The sequence below is a fragment of the Sporomusa sp. KB1 genome (assembly GCF_007830295.1).
Taxonomy (GTDB): Bacteria; Bacillota; Negativicutes; order Sporomusales; family Sporomusaceae; genus Sporomusa.
In genome coordinates this window covers 571,754-593,007 of sequence record NZ_VLKC01000001.1, presented here as the reverse complement: position 1 = coordinate 593,007, position 21,254 = coordinate 571,754, and the positions used below count along the sequence as shown (strand labels likewise).

Genomic DNA, 21,254 nt, shown 5'->3' with positions numbered 1-21,254 from the left:
TGTAAGGAGCAAGTATGAAAATTATTCTCGGCGTATCTGGAGCTTCGGGTATTATGTATGCCGTAAAGCTATTAGAAGTTCTAAATACTCTTAATGCAGAAGTGCATTTAGTTGTCAGTGAGTGGGCTGCGCGCAATTTGGCGTATGAAACTAATTATAGTTTGGAACAGCTTAACTCTTTGGCAGCATACTGCTATGATAACAAGGAAATGGACGCATGCATTTCCAGCGGATCGTTTCATACAGGCGGTATGATTGTTGCGCCATGCAGTATGAAAACGCTGGCGGCTATTGCCCATGGCTATAGCGACAGCCTAATCGTACGCGCGGCTGATGTCACGCTGAAAGAAAAAAGAAAACTTATTGTCATGCCGCGGGAGACTCCGCTCAGCGTCATTCATCTGAATAACATGTTGCTGGTGGCACAGGCAGGAGCCACCGTTATGCCGCCTATGCCTGCCTTTTACAATAAGCCAGCGACGGTCGAGGATATTATCAATCATACCGTGGGCCGTATGGTTGACCACATGGAAATAAAAAGCGGGTTAGTTAAAGAGTGGGGTAGTCTTATATAATCATGATATAATAGGCTGGCCATATGATGGACACTTTCTTCTAGAGCGCCGATGGCAAACCAATCTTAGGCGACGCGCCCCAGATTAGAAATGTATTTGCAGGTTTTTAAAAATATCTATATCAACAGGCTTCGTAATCGTACTCGACATAGCTACGTTTACTGGGTGCTGCAACGGACGCAGAACACAGTAGAGAAGCCATGAAATTTATTATTTGCAGGAGATAGATTTCGATTTTTCATGCGCAGATGTGCTCAATAACTTCACGCTCGAGCTAGGCAGCTTTGGCGTGATATTTTTTTGTATGCGGTCAAACTCGGTCATATATTTCCAGTAACGCTTTGGCATATGGCTCATGCGGCACTCTGGGTTATGCCGTCCTTGTATTGCAATGGTATCGTAAAACAGCTGCCACAGTTCGCGAAAAGTTTGCTCCTCCTCATCTACTGCAGGCAATTCAAGAGCTCCAATAGGAATGACTGCAGACTGGTATGGCTGATAAACCAGTCCCATGCCATGTGTTTTGTCATGGATTAAAAAGCGCTCTTCCGGATAACGCTCACAAAAATGCTGTACCAGCAGTGGCAATACATAATTTTTTGGCTCTATTTCGCCCACAAGAACATTGTTGATGATAGAAAATCGCAGAAAGCCTTTGAATAAATGGCTTTCCTGCTCTAAATACTTAACTGCTTTAAACAGGGTATTTACGATGTCGTCTGTCAGCATATTCATTACGGACCGGCCATGGCGGAATCCTAGACGCAGGAATAACAAGATATGTAACTCTTTTTGCAAAAGACAAGTTAAAAAAGCGTGTTGGACAAAGTTAAGTGCCGATACTCCCATTTTTTTTGGAATAGAATCCAGCACCCGCTTTGCTTTTTGTGTGTCAGTCGGGATGCTTTTTGTGGCAAAGAGTATGGCGTGTGAGGCCTCGGGCAGAAGAATATCTATTGGAATTTCTTTGTTTTCGTAGCTTTCAAATACGCAGCACAATAAGCCATCAAAGCTTCCGTCATAGCAATAAATTAGCTCAGATTGGGTAGGCATTTTCGTAGTTCCTCCTGTGGCAATGATAGCAGTAACGGCTGGTCAAAAAGAGAAAGTTGTTCTGTAGGTGATGAAAAACCCAAATGATGTAGTTCCCGTGTTTTTTCAGACAGTAAGGCGCGGAGCATTGTGTTCGGAGTAAGCTTTATATCAGGTGCTGTTTTTCCACTGAAAGTAACAAAATATTGCGCTCGCTTGAGGACAACTCCCAGGGTTTTAAGGCCATTAAAAGAAAGAGTTGTTGTACGCCGGGCAGTAAGAATACGTTTGGCACTTGTTACGCCAATACCTGGTACTCGCAGTAAGTCGCGGTAAGAAGCGCGGTTTACATCCAAAGGAAAAAAATCCATATGATTGAGTGCCCAGGTGCATTTGGGGTCTAAATAGGGATTGAAGTTTTGATGCTGCTGATCAAGAAGTTCATTAGCGGCAAAACCGTAAAATCTGAGCAGCCAGTCTGCCTGATAAAGCCGGTGTTCACGCCATAGCGGTGGTTTTGTATCTATTGCTGGCAGAAGACTATTCTCTGCAACTGGCATATAGGCTGAGAAAAAGACGCGCTTAAGTTTATATTTATGATAAAGACCTTCGGTTAAATTTAATATTTGATAATCCGATTCGGGGGTAGCTCCAATTATCATCTGCGTGCTTTGCCCTGCAGGAACAAATTTGGGAGCATGCCGGTATTTTACTAAATCCCGCGAGTTTTCCTGTATCCGGTTTTGAATATAGCCCATGGGAGTTAAAATGGAATGCTTGGATTTGTCCGGTGCTAAGAGCTGCAAACTGTTTTGGGAGGGTAGTTCAATATTCACACTCATCCGGTCAGCAAGCATACCAAGGCGGGCAAGCAGCAGACGGTCGGCGCCAGGGATAGCCTTGGCATGGATATACCCGGAAAACCGATATTCTTCGCGCAGGATACGCAGCGCTTCAATCATTTGTTCGCAGGTATAGTCTGGATTTTTTAGTACGCCGGAACTTAAAAAAAGGCCTTCAATGTAATTGCGACGATAAAAGTTCATGGTTAGTTCAGCTAGTTCCTGTGGTGTAAAAAAGGCCCGCGGTGTGTCATTGGATATGCGATTGACGCAGTATTGGCAATTGTAAACGCAAACATTGGTCATCAGTACTTTTAACAGGGAAATGCACCGTCCATCTGCTGAAAAACTGTGACAGATTCCACAAGCAGAGGCATTACCAATTCCTCCGGCCGATGCTTTTTTATTCACACCGCTTGATGTGCATGCTACATCATATTTTGCAGCATCGGTTAGAATTTTTAACTTATCATACACATCCATATACTTCAGCCCCTTACGTAACTAGAATACCATAAGAACAAATGTTTTGCAAACATTTGTTCTTATGGCGCGGTGCCAGATAAAATAGTCAGCGCAGCAGGAAAAGAGGGTCAATGTGTCGAAAAATCTACCAGGACTGTGAAGGTTTAGGAGAATATATACAGTCTGCAATATGCGGGGAGGAAACCGGTGTGAATGACTGTGTTGTGATTGACAGTGACTTGGAAGACTTAATTCCAGGTTTTATAGAAAAACGTCAGGAAGATATTCGGGCAATACTAGCTGCTGCGGCTGCCCGGGATTATGAAACAATACGAAATATTGGCCATAATCTAAAGGGTATCGGTGGCGGTTATGGCTTTGACCGGGTAACAAAACTGGGGGCTGCCATTGAACAGGCCGGCAAACAGCAGGAAGGCGGCAAAGCATGTGAATTAGCGCAAGTAATGAAAACCTATTTTGAAAATATTGAAATTCACTATGAATAGCAGCTGGGAGGTTATGGTGCATGGCAATACTAATTGTTGATGATTCGGCCGACAGCAGGGCGCTGATTAAGCGCTTTTTAGAAAAACATGGATTTGGTGATATTCTTACAGCCGAAAATGCAACCGATGCCTTTGCTTTGCTAGGAATGGATCAGCCAGAAGGTCTGGCTAAGAATATTGATCTTATCCTTATGGATGGTGTTATGCCAGGCATCGATGGTATTAAGGCCTGCGAGCTGATTAAGTCGCATACCTGGTTTAAAGACATACCTGTTATTGTAATTACCGCCAATGATAACGCGGAAACTCTGGACAAAGCCTTTGCCGCCGGCGCGATAGATTTCATCACAAAACCAATCAAGCAACTGGAATTGAAAGCACGGGTTAATTCAGCACTCAATATGAAGCATGCGATTGATCAACGCAAAGCCCGTGAAGCTGAATTGGTCAAAGTCTTGGAAGAGTTGGAAAGTGTCAATAGAGAATTAAGCCGCCTGTCTTCGCTGGACGGTTTAACCGGTATAGCGAACAGGCGGCATTTTGATCAGATATATGAGATGGAACGGCAACGGGCAATACGGACAGGTCATGACCTGTCCATTGTATTTTTTGATATTGATTTTTTTAAAAATTATAATGATACGTATGGACATCAGGAAGGTGACGATTGTCTTAAAAAGGTAGCAGCCGCGGCTGGTAGTGTATTAAAACGTCCCGGTGATCTGCTGGCTCGTTATGGCGGCGAAGAATTTGTTGTTATTCTGCCAGAAACCGGGGTGGATGGTGCCTATAAAGTAGCACAAGATATTCGCACCACCATTGAAAAGTGTACTATTCCGCATAGCGCTTCCAGGATCGCTGATCATGTAACAGTGAGTATTGGGGTTGTTGGTGGGAAAATGTCTTTGACAGACAAGCCGCAGGAATTGCTTGCTTTGGCAGATAAAGCGCTGTACGAAGCTAAGAGTGGTGGGCGCAATCAGGTAAGAGTTGCGGAGTGGTGTTCTGATTAATGAGGTATTGCCAGAATGATTCAAGACAGAAAGGAAACAGCGGTTGACGGCTCACAGCGTAGAATTGGCGCTTGATTGCCGGACCAGGCAGCGGCAGGGTGATGAGTTGACCGGATTTTAGCTCAGTTTCCACTGCCCAGGCCGAAATAAAACCGATGCCGATTTTGTTAAGAATGGCTGCTTTTACTGCTTGGTTACTGCCTACTTCCATAATAACACTAAGCTGTTCAGGTGCAATGTTCAAGCCAGCAAGTGCGTCTAAAGCTGCTCTTGCTGTGCCTGAGGATTTTTTGCGCAAAATAAACGGTAAGGAAAGCAGCCAGTCTTGTACAGGACTGGCCTGGGCGTATGTTTTATAATCGGGATGGGCGGCAAGTACCAGCGTGTCATGCCAAAGGGGCATGCTGACGAGATTATCCGCTGGTTTAGCGCCAACTACTGCGATGGGGATCTCACCCGCATTAAACTTTTCTAAGATAGCCTGGCTGTCACCTGTTACCAGGGATACAGTCAGTCCCATGTGGTCTTTAAGAAATTTTGCAATCAACGGCGGTAAAATATAATCGGCGGGGATGGTACTGCCGCCAAGCAGTATCCGCCCGGCGGAACCCTGTGCCATGGCTTGAATTTCCTGGTGAGTGCCGGCAATCAAGCCATTGATTGTCCGCGTAGTCTCATGAAGCTTCTTACCATAAATTGTTAAAGAAACGCCTTTGGATGTCCGGGTAAATAGCGGGCATCCAAAATCTTTTTCCAGATTGTCAATGTGAAAAGACACAGTTGGTTGTGTAAGTTCTAGCTTTTTGGCGGCCGCGGAAAAACTACCTTCTTCGGCAACATATAAAAATACGGTTAAGGATTGAATATAAGACATGAGCTCACCTCGTTTGTTAATACCAAAACATAGTTATAAGTAGTAATTCGTAAAGGGAGACAAAATTTCCTGTTAACGTCTTCCTCAAGCAGGAATATATATTGCCCATATATAATATTTATTGGTGTAATAATAAATATTTCTATGAGGTGATGTGGTGAACTGGTTAATTATTGTCACAGGCGTGGTATTTGGATTAGGAGCAGTGCTGCTGGTCAAGTTTGGTAACCCGGGCAATTATGGTTTCTGTGCCGCCTGTCAATTGCGGGATATTGCTGGCGCGCTAGGTATTCACAGTGTCGCTACGCTGCAGTATGCTCGCCCGGAAATTATCGGCTTTATCCTGGGGGCGTTTGGCCTGTCCCGTTTTGGCGGTGAATTTAGGCCGCGTGGTGGTTCCAATCCTGTACTACGATTTGTGCTGGGGATGGCTATGATGATCGGGGCGTTGGTCTTTTTGGGCTGTCCGCTGCGGGCCATTTTGCGGGTAGCAGGTGGCGATCTCAATGGCCTTACGGCCTTGGCAGGTTTTATTGCCGGTATTGGCGTGGGCGTTGTATTTTTGAAACGCGGCTTTAACCTGGGCCGGGCGCATGTTTATACAGGCGGCATGCAGATTACAGGTTATCTGGCCGCAGTTGCGGCGCTGGTATTGCTTATTGCTGTAAGTATGGGGGCTGGCTTTTTAAACTTTAGTGCTAAAGGACCGGGTTCTATGCATGCCCCGATTATCATTAGTTTACTAGCCGGTTTGGCAGCAGGCGCATTGGCTGGGCGCACCCGCATGTGTCTGAGCGGTGGTTTCCGCGATTATCTGCTTATTCGTGATACCTCGTTGCTTAAAATCTACGGAGTTATGTTTTTAGCTGCCTTGGCAGGCAATCTTTATTTTGGCTTTTTTAAATTAGGTTTTGAAAATCAGCCACTGGCGCATACCATGCATGTCTGGAATTTCCTTGGACTATTCCTGACAGGTTTGGCAGCTACTTTGGCAGGCGGCTGTCCGCTGCGGCAAATGATTATGGCCGGCGAAGGCAATACAGATGCTATGTTTTGTGTACTGGGTATGCTGGCAGGAGCCGGTGTAGCCCATAATCTTAATGCCGCTGGTTCGGCTGCCGGTGTTGGTATCAATGGACAAATTGCCGTAGTGCTGGGAATTGTTGTAATTTCCGCGTTAGGTTATGTATATCGAGAAAAACTTGTGCCGATAAGCAAAGGAGTCTGATAAGTTATGGCGAATACTCTTGATTTGAGAGGGTTAAGTTGCCCGATACCACTCATCAGGACCAAAGACGCATTAGCCGGGGCTGAAGCAGTCAGTGTTGTGGTTGACGAACCACCAGCTAAAGAAAATATTATTAAATTTGCCAAGTCCCAGAATTTCCGGGTAGAATGTTCAGAGGCAAATGGTGAGTATACTATTAACATATCCAAATAGAGCAGATTATGTACTAGCTGTAAATGATGAAAGGGCCAGTTTATGAATTGTGTAATTACATTTCCATCAGTCTATCATGCTTTCAGGGCCAAAAAAATCTTAAAAGAGCAGAGTATCCTTGCTGAGCTTGTACCTGTACCCCGCGAATTAAGCGCTTCCTGTGAGGGGTTAGCAGCGCAAGTCAGTGAACAGGATGTTGACAGGGCTGTCGAAGTACTGGGAGCAAAAGGCATAGTGATGCTGCAGAAGGGTGTAAAGCTTGTGCAAGCATATTAATCAAAAATAAGAATTTCAAGAGTCTGTAGGTGCAGGCTCTTATTTTTTCGGTCAATCAACAGGAAAAGACAAATATATGGAGAAAATAGTCATGTTTACCCTACTTAACATACGGAGGAAGCTATGCAAAATATTTTTGAGCGTCTGAATCCGGCGCAGCAGGAAGCTGTCGCCCATATAAACGGACCACTGCTAATTATGGCCGGGGCCGGATCAGGCAAAACTAAGGTACTAACCAGTCGGATTGCCAATCTGCTGGCCCAGGGAGTGGCGCCGTATAATATTCTGGCCATTACATTTACCAACAAAGCGGCTGCTGAAATGAAAGAGCGGGTAGCCGGTATAGTAGGTCATGTCGCCAAAGACATTTGGCTAAGTACATTTCACGCATTTTGTGCCAAGTTTTTGCGGATGGAGATCGAAAGCCTGGGCGGCTATACCCGAAATTTTGTTATCTATGATGCCAGCGATGCCCAGTCAGTCATTAAAGGCTGTTTGAAAGAGCTTAACCTGGACGAAAAACAGTTTACGCCAAATGGTGTGCAATCTACTATCTCTAATGCCAAAAACGCGCTGCAGGATGTGCGGGAATTTACCACTCAGGCTGACAACTTTTATAACCTGAGGGTAGCCGAAGTGTACAAACTGTACCAGAGCAAGCTTAAAGCCAATAATGCCCTTGATTTTGATGATCTCCTGATGCTGGCAGTAGAACTTCTGGAATATAATGCCACAGTCCGGGGAAAATATCAGGATAAGTTTCACTATATTTTGATTGACGAGTACCAGGATACCAATCGGGCCCAGTATCTGCTTGCGCGGACACTGGCGGCCAAGTCCCGCAACATCTGCGTTGTAGGCGATATTGATCAGAGCATCTATGCCTGGCGAGGGGCGGATATTAAAAATATCATGGATTTTGAAAGCGATTACCCTGAGGCCAAGGTCATTAAACTTGAACAAAATTACCGTTCCACCCAAATAATTTTGGATGCTGCTAATGCGGTTATCGAGAATAATAGCAACCGCAAGCCGAAGTCACTCTGGACAGATAACCAGGCAGGGGAGTCAATAGCCCACTACCTAGCGGTTGATGAACGGGACGAAGCCCGCTACATTGCCGATAATATTGTTAAGCTCAATACGGTTTACCGTACACCCTACAAAGATATAGCCATCCTGTACCGTACAAATGCTCAGTCACGGGTATTGGAAGAAGCCTTGCGTAATGCCGCTATTCCCTACACCATGGTGGGTGGACTTAGGTTCTATGACCGTAAAGAGATAAAAGATATTATGGCCTATATTAAGGTTCTGTTCAATCCGGCAGATGCTATCGGATTGCTGCGGATTATCAATGTGCCGCGCCGGGGAATTGGCGACACCACCATCAGACATTTAGCCGAATATGCTGCCCAAAATAATGTGCCGTTGTTTGACGCTGTATCCAATCCCGATTTGGTGCCAGGCTTAACCGCCCGTGCCAAGCATCAGCTGGAAAAGCTGGCTGAACTCATCTTTACGCTGATGGCTTGCCAGAATACGTTACCAGTTGCTGAATTGGTAGATAAAGTAATGCGTGATTCCGGATATTTAGCTGAACTGGAAAGCGATGACGATCCTTTGGCACCTAACCGCATTGAAAATCTGAAAGAGCTTGTCAGTGATGCCAAGAAGTTCGCGGAAAATGAAGAGGATAACACGCTGGAAAACTTCTTGAGTCATGTATCACTGCTAACTGATAGCGACAAGTCAGAAGAGGGGGATGATCAGGTTACGGTCATGACTTTGCACTCGGCCAAAGGACTGGAGTTTCCCATGGTATTCCTGGCTGGTCTGGAAGAGGGAATCTTTCCCCATGTCCGGACCCTTATGGATGAGCATGAAGTCGAGGAAGAGCGCCGCCTATGCTATGTTGGTATTACCAGGGCGAAGCGTAAGCTATATATATCCAATGCCCGCCAGCGCATGATTTATGGTAATATTGTATGCTATTCACCCTCCCGCTTTCTTGACGAGATTCCGCCTGAGCTTATCGAGAAGTATGCACCCAAGCGGCCTAATCCCTTACCGTCTGTGCCAATCAGCCGTCCGGCAAGTGTCAACATGCCGCTTGGCGCGATAAACAAACCAGAGCTGACGCTGCTCAAAGATATGGTGCAAAATCCGGCTAAACCGCAAAGCATCAACTGGAAAGCAGGCGAAAAGGTGTATCACGCTAAATGGGGTACAGGCACTATTGTCGCTGTTACCGGCAGCGGCAGCAATATGCAGTTAAGCATTGCTTTTCCTAATGAAGGTATCAAAAAACTGGTGGCCCAGATGGCACCGATCAGCAGAGTGTAATTTGTCCGCGCCGGGCCATTGTTATATATCGAAACAGGCTCTTTAATAAAAACTACCTTTTTGCTGCAGCTTAGCCCCGATGTTTTAGACAGCAAAGAAGCGGGAGGAACTATTGTATGGATATTGGTGCTCGTATTAAAGAGCTAAAAGAGAAGATTGAGTACCATAATAAAAAGTACTACGAAGAAGATGCACCGGAAATTACCGATTTTGAGTATGATATTATGCTGCGAGAATTGAAGAACCTTGAACTTGAATACCCCGGGCTGGCAACACCAGAATCACCGACAAAGCGAGTGGGTGGAAAAGCCAAAAGAGGAGCTAAACAGATTGCCCACGATGTGCCGATGCTTTCCCTGGATGACCGGTTCTCAAGAGAAGAAGTTGCAGACTTTATTACAAAGATACAAAAAGAAGTTGAAAACCCTGTATTTATTGTAGAACATAAAATCGACGGTCTCTCTGTGGCGCTGCGCTATAGAGACGGGAATTTTGTCGAAGGTATGACCCGTGGCGATGGTATAAGCTATGGGGAGGATATAACTGAGAACCTTACGATGATCGATACTGTGCCGCTAAGCATTCATGAAAAACTTCCGTATCTTGAAGTACGTGGCGAAGTTTATATGGATAATGCTGCATTTGAGGCTGTCAACGAGCGGCAGGAAGAAATAGAGGGCAAAATCTTCGCTAATCCCAGAAACTGTGCAGCAGGCACGCTGCGGCAGCTAGACCCGGGTGTAGTTGCTGAAAGGGATTTATCTATTTTTGTCTTTAATCTCCAGGCAATTCAGGGAAAGGAATTTACCTCTCACGCTGAGACCCTTGACTGGTTGTCGACACAAGGGTTTACAGTACCAAAATATTTTATAAGTACTACAGAAGAAGGCGTTTGGGATGCTATCACCTTAATCGATCAAACCCGGGGTGAGCTGCCATTTGGAATAGACGGTGCAGTTGTAAAATTAGACAATCTGGCTGATCGTGAGAAACTTGGTGCCAGCTCCAAAGTGCCGAGATGGGCAATTGCCTACAAGTATCCTCCGGAAGAAAAGGCAACTAAGGTGTTAACTATCGAAGTAAATGTTGGCAGAACCGGCAGACTAACTCCCTTAGCGGTTTTGGAGCCTGTTAGGTTAGCGGGGACAACCGTTTCTCGTGCATCGTTGCATAATCAGGATCAAATTGACCGGCTGGATATACGCATTGGTGATACAGTAATCGTACGTAAAGCGGCTGAAATTATTCCGGAGATTGTTAGGGTTATAAAGGAGCAGCGTCTCGAAGGTACTACTCCTTTTAAAATTCCCACTAGATGCCCGGTCTGCGGCGCTCCTGCTTTACGGGGGGAAGATGTAGCCGACATCCGTTGTAGCGGAATTAACTGCCCTGCGCAGCTCGCACGACGTATTGTTCACTTTGCATCTAGAGGAGCAATGGATATAGAAGGTCTGGGACCGGCTGCCGTTCATTCCCTTATGGACAAAGGCTATATAAAGGACATTGCCGATATATACTATCTCAAAAACTATCGGGATGAGTTTATTGCCAGTGGGATTACTCCTCGACCTCGTAAGCAAGTGGCTCCGCGTAAGGATGGGGGATCACGTAAACAGAAGGAACCTGATTACACAGCCAGTACGGATAATTTGCTTTCTGCCATAGAGCGCTCAAAAGATCAAAGTCTTGAGCGTCTCATAAACGGTTTTGGAATACCCAATGTAGGTAAGCAGACAGGAAGTATCCTAGAGGAAAACTTTCCTGACATCCATGCTATTGCTAAGATTAGTTATGATAAATATAAACAATTGAAAGATAGCGAAAAACAATTAAAAAAAGAACGCAGTAAACTTGAAAAGACGCTGAAGACCGCTACAAAGCCGGAGGACTTAGAACTGCTTAGTGAAATGAATAAGAAGCTAAGCGATGTCGGGAAAGAACTGAAGGCAAATGGAGACATCAAAGGTATTGGGGAAGTAAGTATCAATGCGATTACTGATTTTTTTGCCGAGCCCCAAACCAAAGTTATTCTTGAACGTCTTGAAGAAGCTGGCGTTACTATGAAATCAAGATCTGCTGGCAAAGTGATTGATAATCGCCTTGAGGGAGCAACATTCGTCCTTACGGGGACATTGCCAACATTGGCCCGGGAGGAAGCGGCTCAACTAATTCAGAAGCACGGTGGGCGCGTTGCCGGTAGTGTATCGAAGAAAACGACCTATCTTTTAGCTGGCGAAGGTGCTGGCGATAAAATGAATAAAGCGCAATCTCTTGGTATTAAGAGCATTACTGAGGCCGAGTTTCTAACTATGATCGAGTAAACTTGTTTCAGCATAGCTGAAACACCGGCGGGTTCAGGTGGGGAGTCTACCCCACCTGAACAATTTCTTTTTTGCTAGAATATACTAATCTTATGCACTGTGCAATAGGATTGGAGTGACTTTTATGGAAAAAACATCAAACGATCAGAGTGCTTTTTTGCTATTAATTCTTGTAGTATTTCTTTGGGGCCTTAATTCCGTCTCAATAAAATATCTTACCCATTTTTTCCCGCCACTGGCACTAGCGCCTATTCGCTTAACTTTGGCAAGTGCTTTATTGTTGCCGATTGTGTTTTATCAATATGGTTATCAAAAAATACCAAAGAGAGCTTTATTACCTATTACTGGTATTGCAGTATTTTGCATCTTCCTTCACCAAATTGCACTGACGATAGGAATCGGTGCTACTAGTGGTATTCATGCGGTTCTGATACTGGGATTAAGTCCTTTGTTTACAACAAGCTTCTCCGTTTTTCTTTTACATGAATCGTTTACCCTTGCTAAAGGACTTGGTATTGCACTCGGTTTTAGTGGCTTACTTTTCGTTGTAGCAGGTCAAGCCCAAACCGGTGCAAGCCTTGTAGGCGATGGAATCACGTGTATTGCTACAATTACCTTTGTAATTGGTTCTCTTTTTGTAAAAAAGGCTACCTATTATGTTTCTCCATTGGTGGTTACTGCCTACAGCCATGTGATGGCGGCAATCGGCCTTGATGTTCTCGGCTTAGTCACTAATTCAGTTTGGCTTTATCCAGATCATCTTGGATTCTGGCCCATTGCGGTATTACTATTTTCAAGCTTGATGAGTACTGCTGTGGGTGCACTATTATGGAATATGAGCATTCAAAAAGTAGGTGCCTCTACGGCATCTTTCTTTCAAAACGCTACCCCTCTTATTGGTATTTTCGCTTCGGCCTTATTTCTTGGTGAGGAATTACACTGGCAGCACTTTTATGCGCTTATCCTTGTTATGATAGGTGTTAGCTTAGGGACTGGCGTCTTCAAAATGTCAGCGCCATCCTGGAGCAAAAGCAGATCATAGTCTGAAATTGCAAGCAGTATATGTTTCAACAGTATCCGGGGACACTCCAATTTTTAGAGTGTGGTGTCCAATGTGTGATATAATATATTACAAGTTTCTGGCGCTGGTACAAAAGCCTGAGGCATGATATAATATCTGTTATTGAAAATATTGGCACATTTTACTTTTAGGAAGGTGAGATTATGAAAATAAACCGCCAAGATGTTGAAAACGTGGCCCTATTGTCACGTCTGGAGATGACTGCCGAGGAATTAGAGGCTTATTCCGGCCAGCTCAACGCCATCTTAGAATACGTTGATGTCCTCAATAAGCTTGATACAAAAGGCATTGAGCCTACGGCTCACGTTTTGCAACTGAAAAACGTAATGCGGCCTGATGAAGTTAAACCCTCTTTGCCGCAGGAACTAGCCCTGTCCAATGCACCAGAGGCCGAGGACGGCTATTTCAAGGTACCGAAAGTAATGGAAGGCTAAGCGATTGGAGGTTGATACCATGGAATTATTTAAGCACACTGTGCATGCCCTGCATGGCATGCTTGTTAAAAAAGATATATCAGCCGTCGAACTGGCAAAGTCCGTATTTGCCCGGACAGACGCTGTCGAACCCCAGATACATTCCTACATAACAGAGACCAGGGAGCACGCACTGGCTCAGGCAACCGCTGTTGATGCCAAAATCATGCGTGGCGAAGCGATTGCACCGCTGGCTGGTATCCCTGGAGCCCTGAAAGATAATATTTGTACCAAAGGCATTAAGACTACCTGCGCGTCCAAAATATTGGCTAACTTTGTCCCGCCTTATAATGCTACAGTAGTAGACAAGCTGGCGGCTCAGGATGCTGTCCTGACAGGCAAAGCCAATTGTGATGAATTTGCTATGGGCGGCTCTACCGAGAACTCCGGTTTTTTTGTTACTCACAACCCTTGGGACACCGAGCGGGTTCCTGGCGGCTCAAGCGGCGGATCGGCCACGTCAGTGGCAGCAGGCCAGGCTATCTGGGCGCTTGGCTCAGACACCGGCGGTTCTATTCGTCAGCCAGCTGCCTACTGCGGCAATGTCGGTCTCAAGCCAACCTATGGCCGCGTATCCCGCTATGGTCTGGTCGCGTACGCTTCATCACTAGATCAGCTTGGCCCTATTACCCGGGATGTGACTGACAGTGCCCTTGTGCTTAACGCGATTGCCGGGTATGATGTCAAAGATTCCACATCCATTAATGCGGAGACGCCTGACTATACCAAAGCATTGGTACAGGATGTTAAGGGGCTAAAAATTGGGTTGCCCAAAGAATATTTCGGCGCTGGTATTCAGCCGGAAGTTGCCGCTGCCATCAAACAGGCGATTGACCAGCTAACCGCTATGGGTGCTGAAGTTAAGGAAGTTTCCCTGCCGCACACCGAGTATGCCCTGCCGGCCTATTACCTCATTGCTCCGGCAGAAGCCAGCTCCAACCTGGCCCGGTATGATGGCGTAGGCTTTGGCCATCGTGCGCCAGGCAATGATATTATTGAGATGTATAAAAAGACCCGCAGCGAGGGCTTTGGTCCCGAGGTTAAGCGCCGCATCATGCTGGGCACCTATGCCTTGAGCTCAGGCTATTATGATGCTTACTATCTCAAAGCGCTGCAAGTACGTACCTTAGTCAAGCAGGACTTTGATAAAGCCTTTGCCGAAGTTGATATACTTATTACGCCAACAGCGCCGACAACAGCTTTCAAAATCGGCGAACTTAGTGATCCGCTGGCTATGTATCTGCAGGATATCTGCACCATTCCCATTAACCTGGCTGGACTGCCTGGGATATCCATCCCTTGTGGTTTTGTAGCGGGACTGCCTGTTGGTATGCAGATTATTGGTAAACCGCTGGCCGAAGCCACTATTATTCAGGCGGCTTATGCCTTCGAACAGGCTAATGATTATCATACGCGTTTTGCGCCGCTGGGGGAGGTTTAAGCTATGAACTATGAAACAGTCATTGGACTTGAGGTCCATTCAGAACTGAAAACTAAATCTAAAATATTCTGTGGCTGCAGCACCAAATTCGGTTCAGACCAAAACACCAATGTGTGTCCGGTTTGTCTGGGACTTCCCGGGGTACTGCCGGTCATTAATGAAAAAGTAGTAGAGTTTGCCATTCGCGCAGGAGTCGCCCTCAACTGCAAAATTTTACCGTTCAGTAAATTTGACCGAAAAAATTACTATTACCCTGACTTGCCGAAGAACTACCAAACCTCGCAATATGATTTGCCTATTGCCGTTGACGGCTACCTGGATATTGAAGTCAATGGCGAGACCAAACGCATTGGCATTACTCGCGTTCATATGGAAGAAGATGCCGGTAAACTAGTGCATTCAGGCACTATCAGCAATAGTGAGTACGCTTTGGTAGATTACAACCGCACCGGTGTGCCGCTCATCGAAATTGTGTCTGAGCCTGATCTCCGGTCGCCCGAAGAAGCTAAAGCCTATCTGGAAAAAATGAAGAGCATTCTGCAATATATTGATGTGTCTGACTGCAAGATGGAGGAAGGCAGCTTGCGCTGCGATGCCAATATCTCCCTTCGCCCGGCGGGTACGGAGACTTTGGGCACTAAAGCCGAACTGAAAAACCTAAATTCTTTCCGCTCTGTGCAGCGTGGTCTTGAGTATGAAGTAGAACGCCAAACAGAAGTGTTGGGAGAAGGCGGTCATATTATTCAGGAAACCCGTTCCTGGGATGAAGGCAAGGGCGTAACATTATCCATGCGTAGCAAAGAACAAGCGCATGACTACCGTTATTTCCCTGAGCCAGAACTTGTTCCCATTGTGGTTGACCCGGACAAGGTAGAAAGCATCCGGGCTAACTTACCCGAAATGCCTGATGCCCGTAAGGTAAGGTTCATGGCGGACTATGGTTTGTCGGCTTATGATGCTGAAACCATCATCGCCAGCCGGGCAATGGCTGACTACTATGATGCTACCGTTAAGGCTGGAGCTGATGCCAAAGCGGCTGCCAACTGGCTAATGGGCGAGGTCTCCAAGCATTTGAATGCTGCCAATAAATCAGTTGAGGAGTGCCCGGTTACCCCAACGCAGCTAGCCGGTCTGGTTGGGCTTATTGCCAAAGGAACCATCTCCGGCAAGATTGCCAAAACAGTATTTGAAGGCATGTGGGACAGTGGCAAAGATGCTGAGGCCATTGTCAAAGAACAGGGCCTTGTTCAAATTAGTGACGAAGGGGCAATTGTTGCCATCGTAGACGGTGCCATTGCCGCCAATCCGCAATCGGTAGCCGACTTTAAAGCAGGCAAAGAAAAAGCGATTGGCTTCCTGGTTGGTCAGGTTATGAAGCAAAGCAAAGGCCGGGCCAACCCGGAACTTGTGAACAAATTATTAAAAGAGCGGTTAGCCTTACTCTAAATAGTTGCATAAATTTCCAGGCAGGGCGCAGATTTTCGCGCCCTGTTTTTGCATGGTATGAAAGCTGGTAGGAGCGCACATAATGTAAGCGCGCAATAAAACAGGTGTATATAAAAATTGCAGCCACTGAGATATACTCATAAGTGGCTGCGATTTTTATCTGCAGTTTTTCTAAACTTTCGGGCTCCAAGGCAGGTACGCCTCTAGCAGTTTTGGTTGGTGATGGTATATTCGGTAGGTTCACAAAAGATATGGTATAGAATGTTTGGGGTTGATAAAAAATAAGTTGTAAATTGGTCAAAATAATATATAATAATCAATTATGAGCGCATATAAAAAGAAGAATGGAAACAAAACAGAATACGCATTCAGTGTGATTCGTAGTCGCATTTTAGATGGGGAATATGGTCCGGGGTATCGGATTGTAGCGAGTAAACTTGCCACAGAATTAAGCATAAGCCCTATTCCTGTACGCGAAGCGATCCGACAGTTGGAGGCTGACGGACTTATTGTCTATAAGCCGTATTGTGGGGCGGTAGTGCAAGTTTATCAAGAAGAAGAATATTTCAATGTAATGGCGGTGCTGGCGATCTTGGAGGGGTATGCAACAGCAGAGGCTTGCCAATACATGGATTCGGGAAACTTTGCGGTGCTAGAAGAAATACTGGCGGAAAGCAGACTTGCTTTGGAAGATTACGATTTTGATAGATATGCAAGTTTAAACCGAAAATTTCATGCGACAATGATTTCATATTGCAAAAACCCTCATCTCCAGGACTTAATTAAAGAAGAATGGAATAGACTGACACATGCGAGAAAAACAGTTTTTCCCTTTGTTCCTCAGCGAATAAAATCATCTAACGAGGAGCATAAACAATTGCTCAAAATGATTATAAACCAAGCACCCGCTAAAGAAATTGAGTATTTTGTGCGGCAACACCGGATGAATACAGTGAAGGCGATTCTAGAAAGAAAAGCCATGTCGCTAAAAAAAACAAACAAGCCCTGAAATACAATCAGCTACCGTGCAACGCGGTGGCTGATTATATTTCAGGGCTTTCTTACAAATCGCAGAGAGTATCAGCATTGGCATAGTTGAGGCAATCACTTTCAAGATTCGAGCTAAATAAAATATTCGGAAATATTTTAAAAGCCTATTGAAATAATATATGATTTAGTATAAAATAAAATAGAATTAAAGAAAAAATTATATAATATATTTTAGAAGGAAGGGAAAGTAAAGTCAGAAATCTGCCAGTGAAAAAATATATCATAGGGGGTCATCGATCAATATGGAACAACAGATTAAATCAATGCCGAGTATCCTGTTAAAAAATGCGGAAGTTTTTGCGCCCGAAGCTTTGGGAGTGCAGGACGTCCTAATTGTCGCCGGAAAAATTATCAGTATGGGTAAGGGGTTATCCGATCTTCCATTGGATAATGCGACGGTAAAGGTAGTTGATTGCGATGGGGCATTTTTAGTGCCTGGCTTTATTGACGCCCATGTTCATATGTATGGCGGTGGCGGTGGCGCTGGATATGGTAGCCGCGCTCCTGAACTTACCGCAACGGAGGCTTTTTTAGCAGGTACTACGACTGTTATCGGAGCACTTGGGATTGATACGGTAACGCGTGATGTAATGGGATTAACTGCCAAGGCTAAGAGTTTGCGTGAGAGATATCTTAATGCATATTGCACGGCTGGTGGTATGGATCTTCCACCTAATACGGTTACCGGCAGCCTGCGGAGAGATATGTATTTAATTCCGGAAATGATTGGTGTTAGTGAACCGGCCATTTCTGATAAGCGATCAACCCAGCCTTCAACAGACGATTTGCGCAAACTGGTGGCTGATATGCATGTAGCTGGTCGGATATGCGGAAAAATGGGAGTTGTGCAATTTCATTTGGGCGATCAACCCAGTGGATTCCAACCGCTTTTTGACATTTTGCCGGATGTATTGATAAAACATATTTTCCCAATGCATGCCAATCGCAATGAAGTAACAATGGAACAAGCGCCGCAATGGGCGCAGCATGGAGGATATTTCGAACTGACTGCAGCTCTTTATCCGCCGGCTTACAAGCGTGCAACAGCCGTAATTGATGCCATCGATATTCTCAAGAATAAAGGGGTTAATCCCAAGCTGATGTGTATCAGCACTGATGGTAACGGTGTTAGTACTCTATTTGGAAAGGATAACATCCAGCGCTTCCCACTCAACCTGTTGCACAATGAGTTGAAAAAGATGACTGCCAAGGGTATGGATATAAGTGAGTCACTGTCTTATATTACCAGCAATGTGGCAGATGCTTTAGGGCTTGCTGATATCAAGGGACGTATTCAAGTAGGGAAAGATGCTGATGTACTGGTTCTAGAACGTGATAGCCTGAATATCCGTGAAGTAGTGTCAATGGGTCATATGGTTGTAGAAAACGGAAAACGCTTAAAACCTACGTATAACTTGGATGTATAAATATAATAAGAGTTGTGATATGTGAGGAGAAAAGAGATGAAATACAATATAGAACGCTTAAAAGGATCAATTACGCCAATTATCACCCCGTTTGATGAAAATTTGTCGGTGGATTATGATACATTGACCAAGCTGATAAATTGGCAGATCGAGCAAGGGGCTCATGGAATTTCGGTTACCGGTACTACCGGCGAACCCAGCGCATTAAGTGTTTCTGAGCGCGAGTTAATAATGCAAACCGCGGCTAAAACGGTAGCGGGAAGAGTGCCGTTTATTCCTGGCACAGGATCGGCTAATCTTGATGAAACGCTATATCTGACTAAAAGTGCGCAAACATTGGGGGCTGACGCTGTATTAGTGATTTGTCCTTATTACAGTCGGCCAAATCAGCAGGGGATCTATGATTGGTACAAAACAGTGGCTGATTCAGTGAATATTCCGGTCATTCTTTACAATATTCCAGCCCGGTCATTGGTAAATATTGAGCCCAAAACAATGGCCCGGTTGGTCAAAGACTGCAAAAACATTATCGGTGTAAAAGAGGCTAATAAAGATTTTGAGCATATTAACCATGTAATCCATACCTGTGGCAGGGAGTTTCTGGTTTACTCGGGCATTGAACTGTTGTGCTATCCGGTCATGGCTATCGGTGGAGCGGGTCACATTAATGTGACGGCTAACATTTTGCCAAAAGAATCAATAGCCCTTTGGGATTATTGGAAGGCCAAAGAGATTGATAAACTAGTGGACTTACATTACAGTATGCTGCCGGTGAATGAAGTATTGTTTGTGGAAACAAATCCTGCACCAGTAAAAGCAGCGATGAAGATGTTAGGATTAATTCCTTCTGATCGTACTAGGCCGCCGATAAGTGCATTGACTGAAGCGTCGAAGGAAAAAATTAAGCAGGCTCTGATTCAGTACGGTTTGCTAAAGGCGTAATGAATATTATTTGTCAAGGGTAGAGCGAGGATAGACTCGCTCACCTTGACGACCCCTTGTGATAATGTATATCCTTAAAAGACTGAATTTTATAAGATCGGAAAATGTTTTATTAAGACTGAATTTTACAAAAAAATGTCTCAGCATAAGCATATCAGTAGATATTCGGAAAATCATAAACTTAAGGGGGCATTAAGAGATGCAGGAAAATGATAACGTTGCAAATGTTAGTAGCACAGCAACCCTCGAAAAACCTACGCGCTACCGATGGGTATTACCGTTTCTTCTGCTTGTAATTGGTACTGTTTCTTACTGTGATAGACTCAATGTTGCCGTTCTGATTGCTGATCCGTCTTTTCTCAAAGAAATGGGTATACAAGGTGATTCACTCAAAGCGGGATTGTTGATGTCTATATTTACAATTGGTTATGGTGTGTCGAGTTTTTTGTTTAGCTCGCTAGGAGACATCTTTGGGCCGCGTAAGATAATGGGGTTGGCGATTCTTCTGTGGAGTATTTCTATGTTTGTTGGGCCGTTAGCCGGCTCATTTGTGGTACTTGCGTTTACACGGGTCATACTAGGTGTAGGAGAAGGGATTCACTGGCCTATGCAGTCCAAATATGTAAGCAATTGGTTTCCGTCTTCTGAGCATGGACGAGCAAATGGGATTTGGCTGCTGGGACCCAAACTTGGTCCAGCAATAGCTGTACCGTTATTTGCATTTATTCTTACTCACTGGGGTTGGCACATGACTTTTTATGCCTTAGGGGCAGCTAGTCTTGTCATGTTTTTTGTTCTTTGGTTTTTTGCACCTGATAGTCCGTCACAGTCGAGATGGGTGAATAAGGCAGAACTGGATTACATTACTCAGGAACAAAAACAGATACAGCAAGGGCCTGCGGTTGAAAAAATGACGTTTAAGAAGGGTCTAAAAATAGTAGCAGGCAATGCGGAATTCTGGATATTGACAGCATACTATAGTTGTCAGTGCGCTATTTTTTGGGGGTTGTTAACTTGGCTTCCGTCTTATCTGAAGGTTGCCCGGGGCTTTTCCTGGTCGGCAATGGGAAACTTTACATCACTGACTTGGATAGGGGCAGCAGTTATGGTTGTGCTAGTTGGTGCTTTATCTGATAAACTGGGTCGTCGGTCTCCCTTCCAGATTATTGCTATGCTTGGTTATGGCGGGGGGATATTTCTAAGTTCGCAATTGACTGATAACGTAGCGGCAGCGTGGGCAATCGCCATTGCCACGATGCTTGGGGCCGGCGGGATGCCGGTTACATGGTCTCTGGTAAATAAAATTATTCCCCAGGAAGCAATCGGCACGGGTTCAGGAGTGTTGAACGGCATATCTGTCGGAGTAGGAGCTTTAATGCCTACCCTTATCGGATTTCTTATTAACCTAACCGGTGGCTATACTGGAGGGTTAATGAGCATGGTTGGGTTCGCAGTAGGCGGTTTGGTTTGTGCTGGGATAATGACCATGAAGAAATATTAAGGGTTGCATTCCTACCTGCTATTGTTCTCAAAAATAATTAATGTAATACGGCTGAATTCAGAATTAACATAGTAGTGAACCATGTTTCAAGAAATTTACTGATAGGATATTATTTTGGGACTTCCTTCAAGTGGACTTGGAACATGGTTCCTAATATTTTACACACCTTGTACTAACAGGAGGTTTATTATTTGATGTAGTC

General features: G+C 44.9%; 19 protein-coding genes. 16 read left to right on the top strand and 3 right to left on the bottom strand.

Annotation, left to right across the window (positions count from 1 at the left end; genetic code table 11):
• Positions 1 to 14: 14 nt before the first annotated feature.
• Positions 15 to 575 (top strand): UbiX family flavin prenyltransferase, encoded by a 561-nt coding sequence (locus SALPA_RS02635; protein ID WP_145089447.1) that lies wholly within the window; start codon positions 15 to 17, stop codon positions 573 to 575.
• Between the two features lie 210 nt (positions 576 to 785).
• Here the strand turns inward: SALPA_RS02635 and SALPA_RS02630 are convergent, their stop codons facing one another.
• A complete protein-coding gene (locus tag SALPA_RS02630; protein ID WP_145089444.1) occupies positions 786 to 1,628 on the bottom strand; it encodes a TIGR03915 family putative DNA repair protein in 843 nt (280 codons plus the stop codon).
• Complete coding sequence (locus SALPA_RS02625; RefSeq protein WP_145089441.1) at positions 1,607 to 2,932, bottom strand: putative DNA modification/repair radical SAM protein; 1,326 nt, start codon at positions 2,930 to 2,932, stop codon at positions 1,607 to 1,609. The genes SALPA_RS02630 and SALPA_RS02625 overlap by 22 nt, the downstream gene beginning before the upstream one ends.
• A gap of 191 nt (positions 2,933 to 3,123) precedes the next feature.
• On the opposite strand from SALPA_RS02625, the gene SALPA_RS02620 reads away from it, so the two are divergent.
• Together SALPA_RS02620 and SALPA_RS02615 are read left to right on the top strand one after the other, a co-directional pair.
• Positions 3,124 to 3,420, top strand: coding sequence for an Hpt domain-containing protein (locus SALPA_RS02620; protein ID WP_186450878.1), 297 nt, complete (start codon positions 3,124 to 3,126; stop codon positions 3,418 to 3,420).
• A 20-nt stretch (positions 3,421 to 3,440) separates the two neighbouring features.
• Positions 3,441 to 4,433: a diguanylate cyclase gene (locus tag SALPA_RS02615; RefSeq protein ID WP_145089435.1), complete on the top strand. Its 993-nt coding sequence runs from the start codon at positions 3,441 to 3,443 to the stop codon at positions 4,431 to 4,433.
• Here SALPA_RS02615 and SALPA_RS02610 read toward each other — a convergent pair.
• Positions 4,381 to 5,307 (bottom strand): LysR family transcriptional regulator, encoded by a 927-nt coding sequence (locus SALPA_RS02610; protein ID WP_145089432.1) that lies wholly within the window; start codon positions 5,305 to 5,307, stop codon positions 4,381 to 4,383. The genes SALPA_RS02615 and SALPA_RS02610 overlap by 53 nt on opposite strands.
• Before the next feature lie 157 nt (positions 5,308 to 5,464).
• Between SALPA_RS02610 and yedE the strand changes: the two genes are divergently transcribed.
• The 13 genes from yedE (at position 5,465) to SALPA_RS02545 (ending at position 21,052) form a co-directional block, all read left to right on the top strand.
• Positions 5,465 to 6,535, top strand: coding sequence for a YedE family putative selenium transporter (gene yedE, locus SALPA_RS02605; RefSeq protein WP_145089429.1), 1,071 nt, complete (start codon positions 5,465 to 5,467; stop codon positions 6,533 to 6,535).
• Positions 6,536 to 6,541: 6 nt separating this feature from the next.
• The gene (locus SALPA_RS02600) at positions 6,542 to 6,748 is read left to right on the top strand and encodes a sulfurtransferase TusA family protein (RefSeq protein ID WP_145089426.1); all 207 of its coding nucleotides are present in this window, start codon (positions 6,542 to 6,544) and stop codon (positions 6,746 to 6,748) included.
• Positions 6,749 to 6,790: 42 nt separating this feature from the next.
• The gene (locus SALPA_RS02595; RefSeq protein WP_145089424.1) at positions 6,791 to 7,024 is read left to right on the top strand and encodes a DUF3343 domain-containing protein; all 234 of its coding nucleotides are present in this window, start codon (positions 6,791 to 6,793) and stop codon (positions 7,022 to 7,024) included.
• Positions 7,025 to 7,147: 123 nt separating this feature from the next.
• On the top strand, positions 7,148 to 9,370 hold the full coding sequence (gene pcrA, locus SALPA_RS02590) for a DNA helicase PcrA (protein WP_145089421.1): 2,223 nt from the start codon (positions 7,148 to 7,150) through the stop codon (positions 9,368 to 9,370).
• A gap of 116 nt (positions 9,371 to 9,486) precedes the next feature.
• Positions 9,487 to 11,691, top strand: coding sequence for an NAD-dependent DNA ligase LigA (gene ligA, locus SALPA_RS02585; protein ID WP_145089418.1), 2,205 nt, complete (start codon positions 9,487 to 9,489; stop codon positions 11,689 to 11,691).
• A gap of 124 nt (positions 11,692 to 11,815) precedes the next feature.
• A complete protein-coding gene (locus SALPA_RS02580) occupies positions 11,816 to 12,733 on the top strand; it encodes a DMT family transporter (RefSeq protein WP_145089416.1) in 918 nt (305 codons plus the stop codon).
• Positions 12,734 to 12,915: 182 nt separating this feature from the next.
• Complete coding sequence (gene gatC / locus SALPA_RS02575) at positions 12,916 to 13,206, top strand: Asp-tRNA(Asn)/Glu-tRNA(Gln) amidotransferase subunit GatC (protein WP_145089413.1); 291 nt, start codon at positions 12,916 to 12,918, stop codon at positions 13,204 to 13,206.
• A 19-nt stretch (positions 13,207 to 13,225) separates the two neighbouring features.
• Positions 13,226 to 14,686 carry an Asp-tRNA(Asn)/Glu-tRNA(Gln) amidotransferase subunit GatA gene (gene gatA, locus SALPA_RS02570; protein WP_145089410.1) on the top strand — a complete coding sequence of 487 codons (1,461 nt, stop codon included), beginning with the start codon at positions 13,226 to 13,228 and terminating at the stop codon, positions 14,684 to 14,686.
• 3 nt (positions 14,687 to 14,689) lie between these two features.
• Complete coding sequence (gene gatB / locus SALPA_RS02565; protein WP_145089407.1) at positions 14,690 to 16,132, top strand: Asp-tRNA(Asn)/Glu-tRNA(Gln) amidotransferase subunit GatB; 1,443 nt, start codon at positions 14,690 to 14,692, stop codon at positions 16,130 to 16,132.
• A 322-nt stretch (positions 16,133 to 16,454) separates the two neighbouring features.
• The gene (locus SALPA_RS02560; protein WP_145089404.1) at positions 16,455 to 17,141 is read left to right on the top strand and encodes a GntR family transcriptional regulator; all 687 of its coding nucleotides are present in this window, start codon (positions 16,455 to 16,457) and stop codon (positions 17,139 to 17,141) included.
• Between the two features lie 283 nt (positions 17,142 to 17,424).
• Complete coding sequence (locus SALPA_RS02555) at positions 17,425 to 18,609, top strand: amidohydrolase family protein (RefSeq protein WP_145089401.1); 1,185 nt, start codon at positions 17,425 to 17,427, stop codon at positions 18,607 to 18,609.
• A gap of 36 nt (positions 18,610 to 18,645) precedes the next feature.
• Positions 18,646 to 19,551 (top strand): 4-hydroxy-tetrahydrodipicolinate synthase, encoded by a 906-nt coding sequence (gene dapA, locus SALPA_RS02550; protein WP_186450877.1) that lies wholly within the window; start codon positions 18,646 to 18,648, stop codon positions 19,549 to 19,551.
• A gap of 199 nt (positions 19,552 to 19,750) precedes the next feature.
• On the top strand, positions 19,751 to 21,052 hold the full coding sequence (locus SALPA_RS02545) for an MFS transporter (RefSeq protein WP_145089394.1): 1,302 nt from the start codon (positions 19,751 to 19,753) through the stop codon (positions 21,050 to 21,052).
• Positions 21,053 to 21,254: the final 202 nt, after the last annotated feature.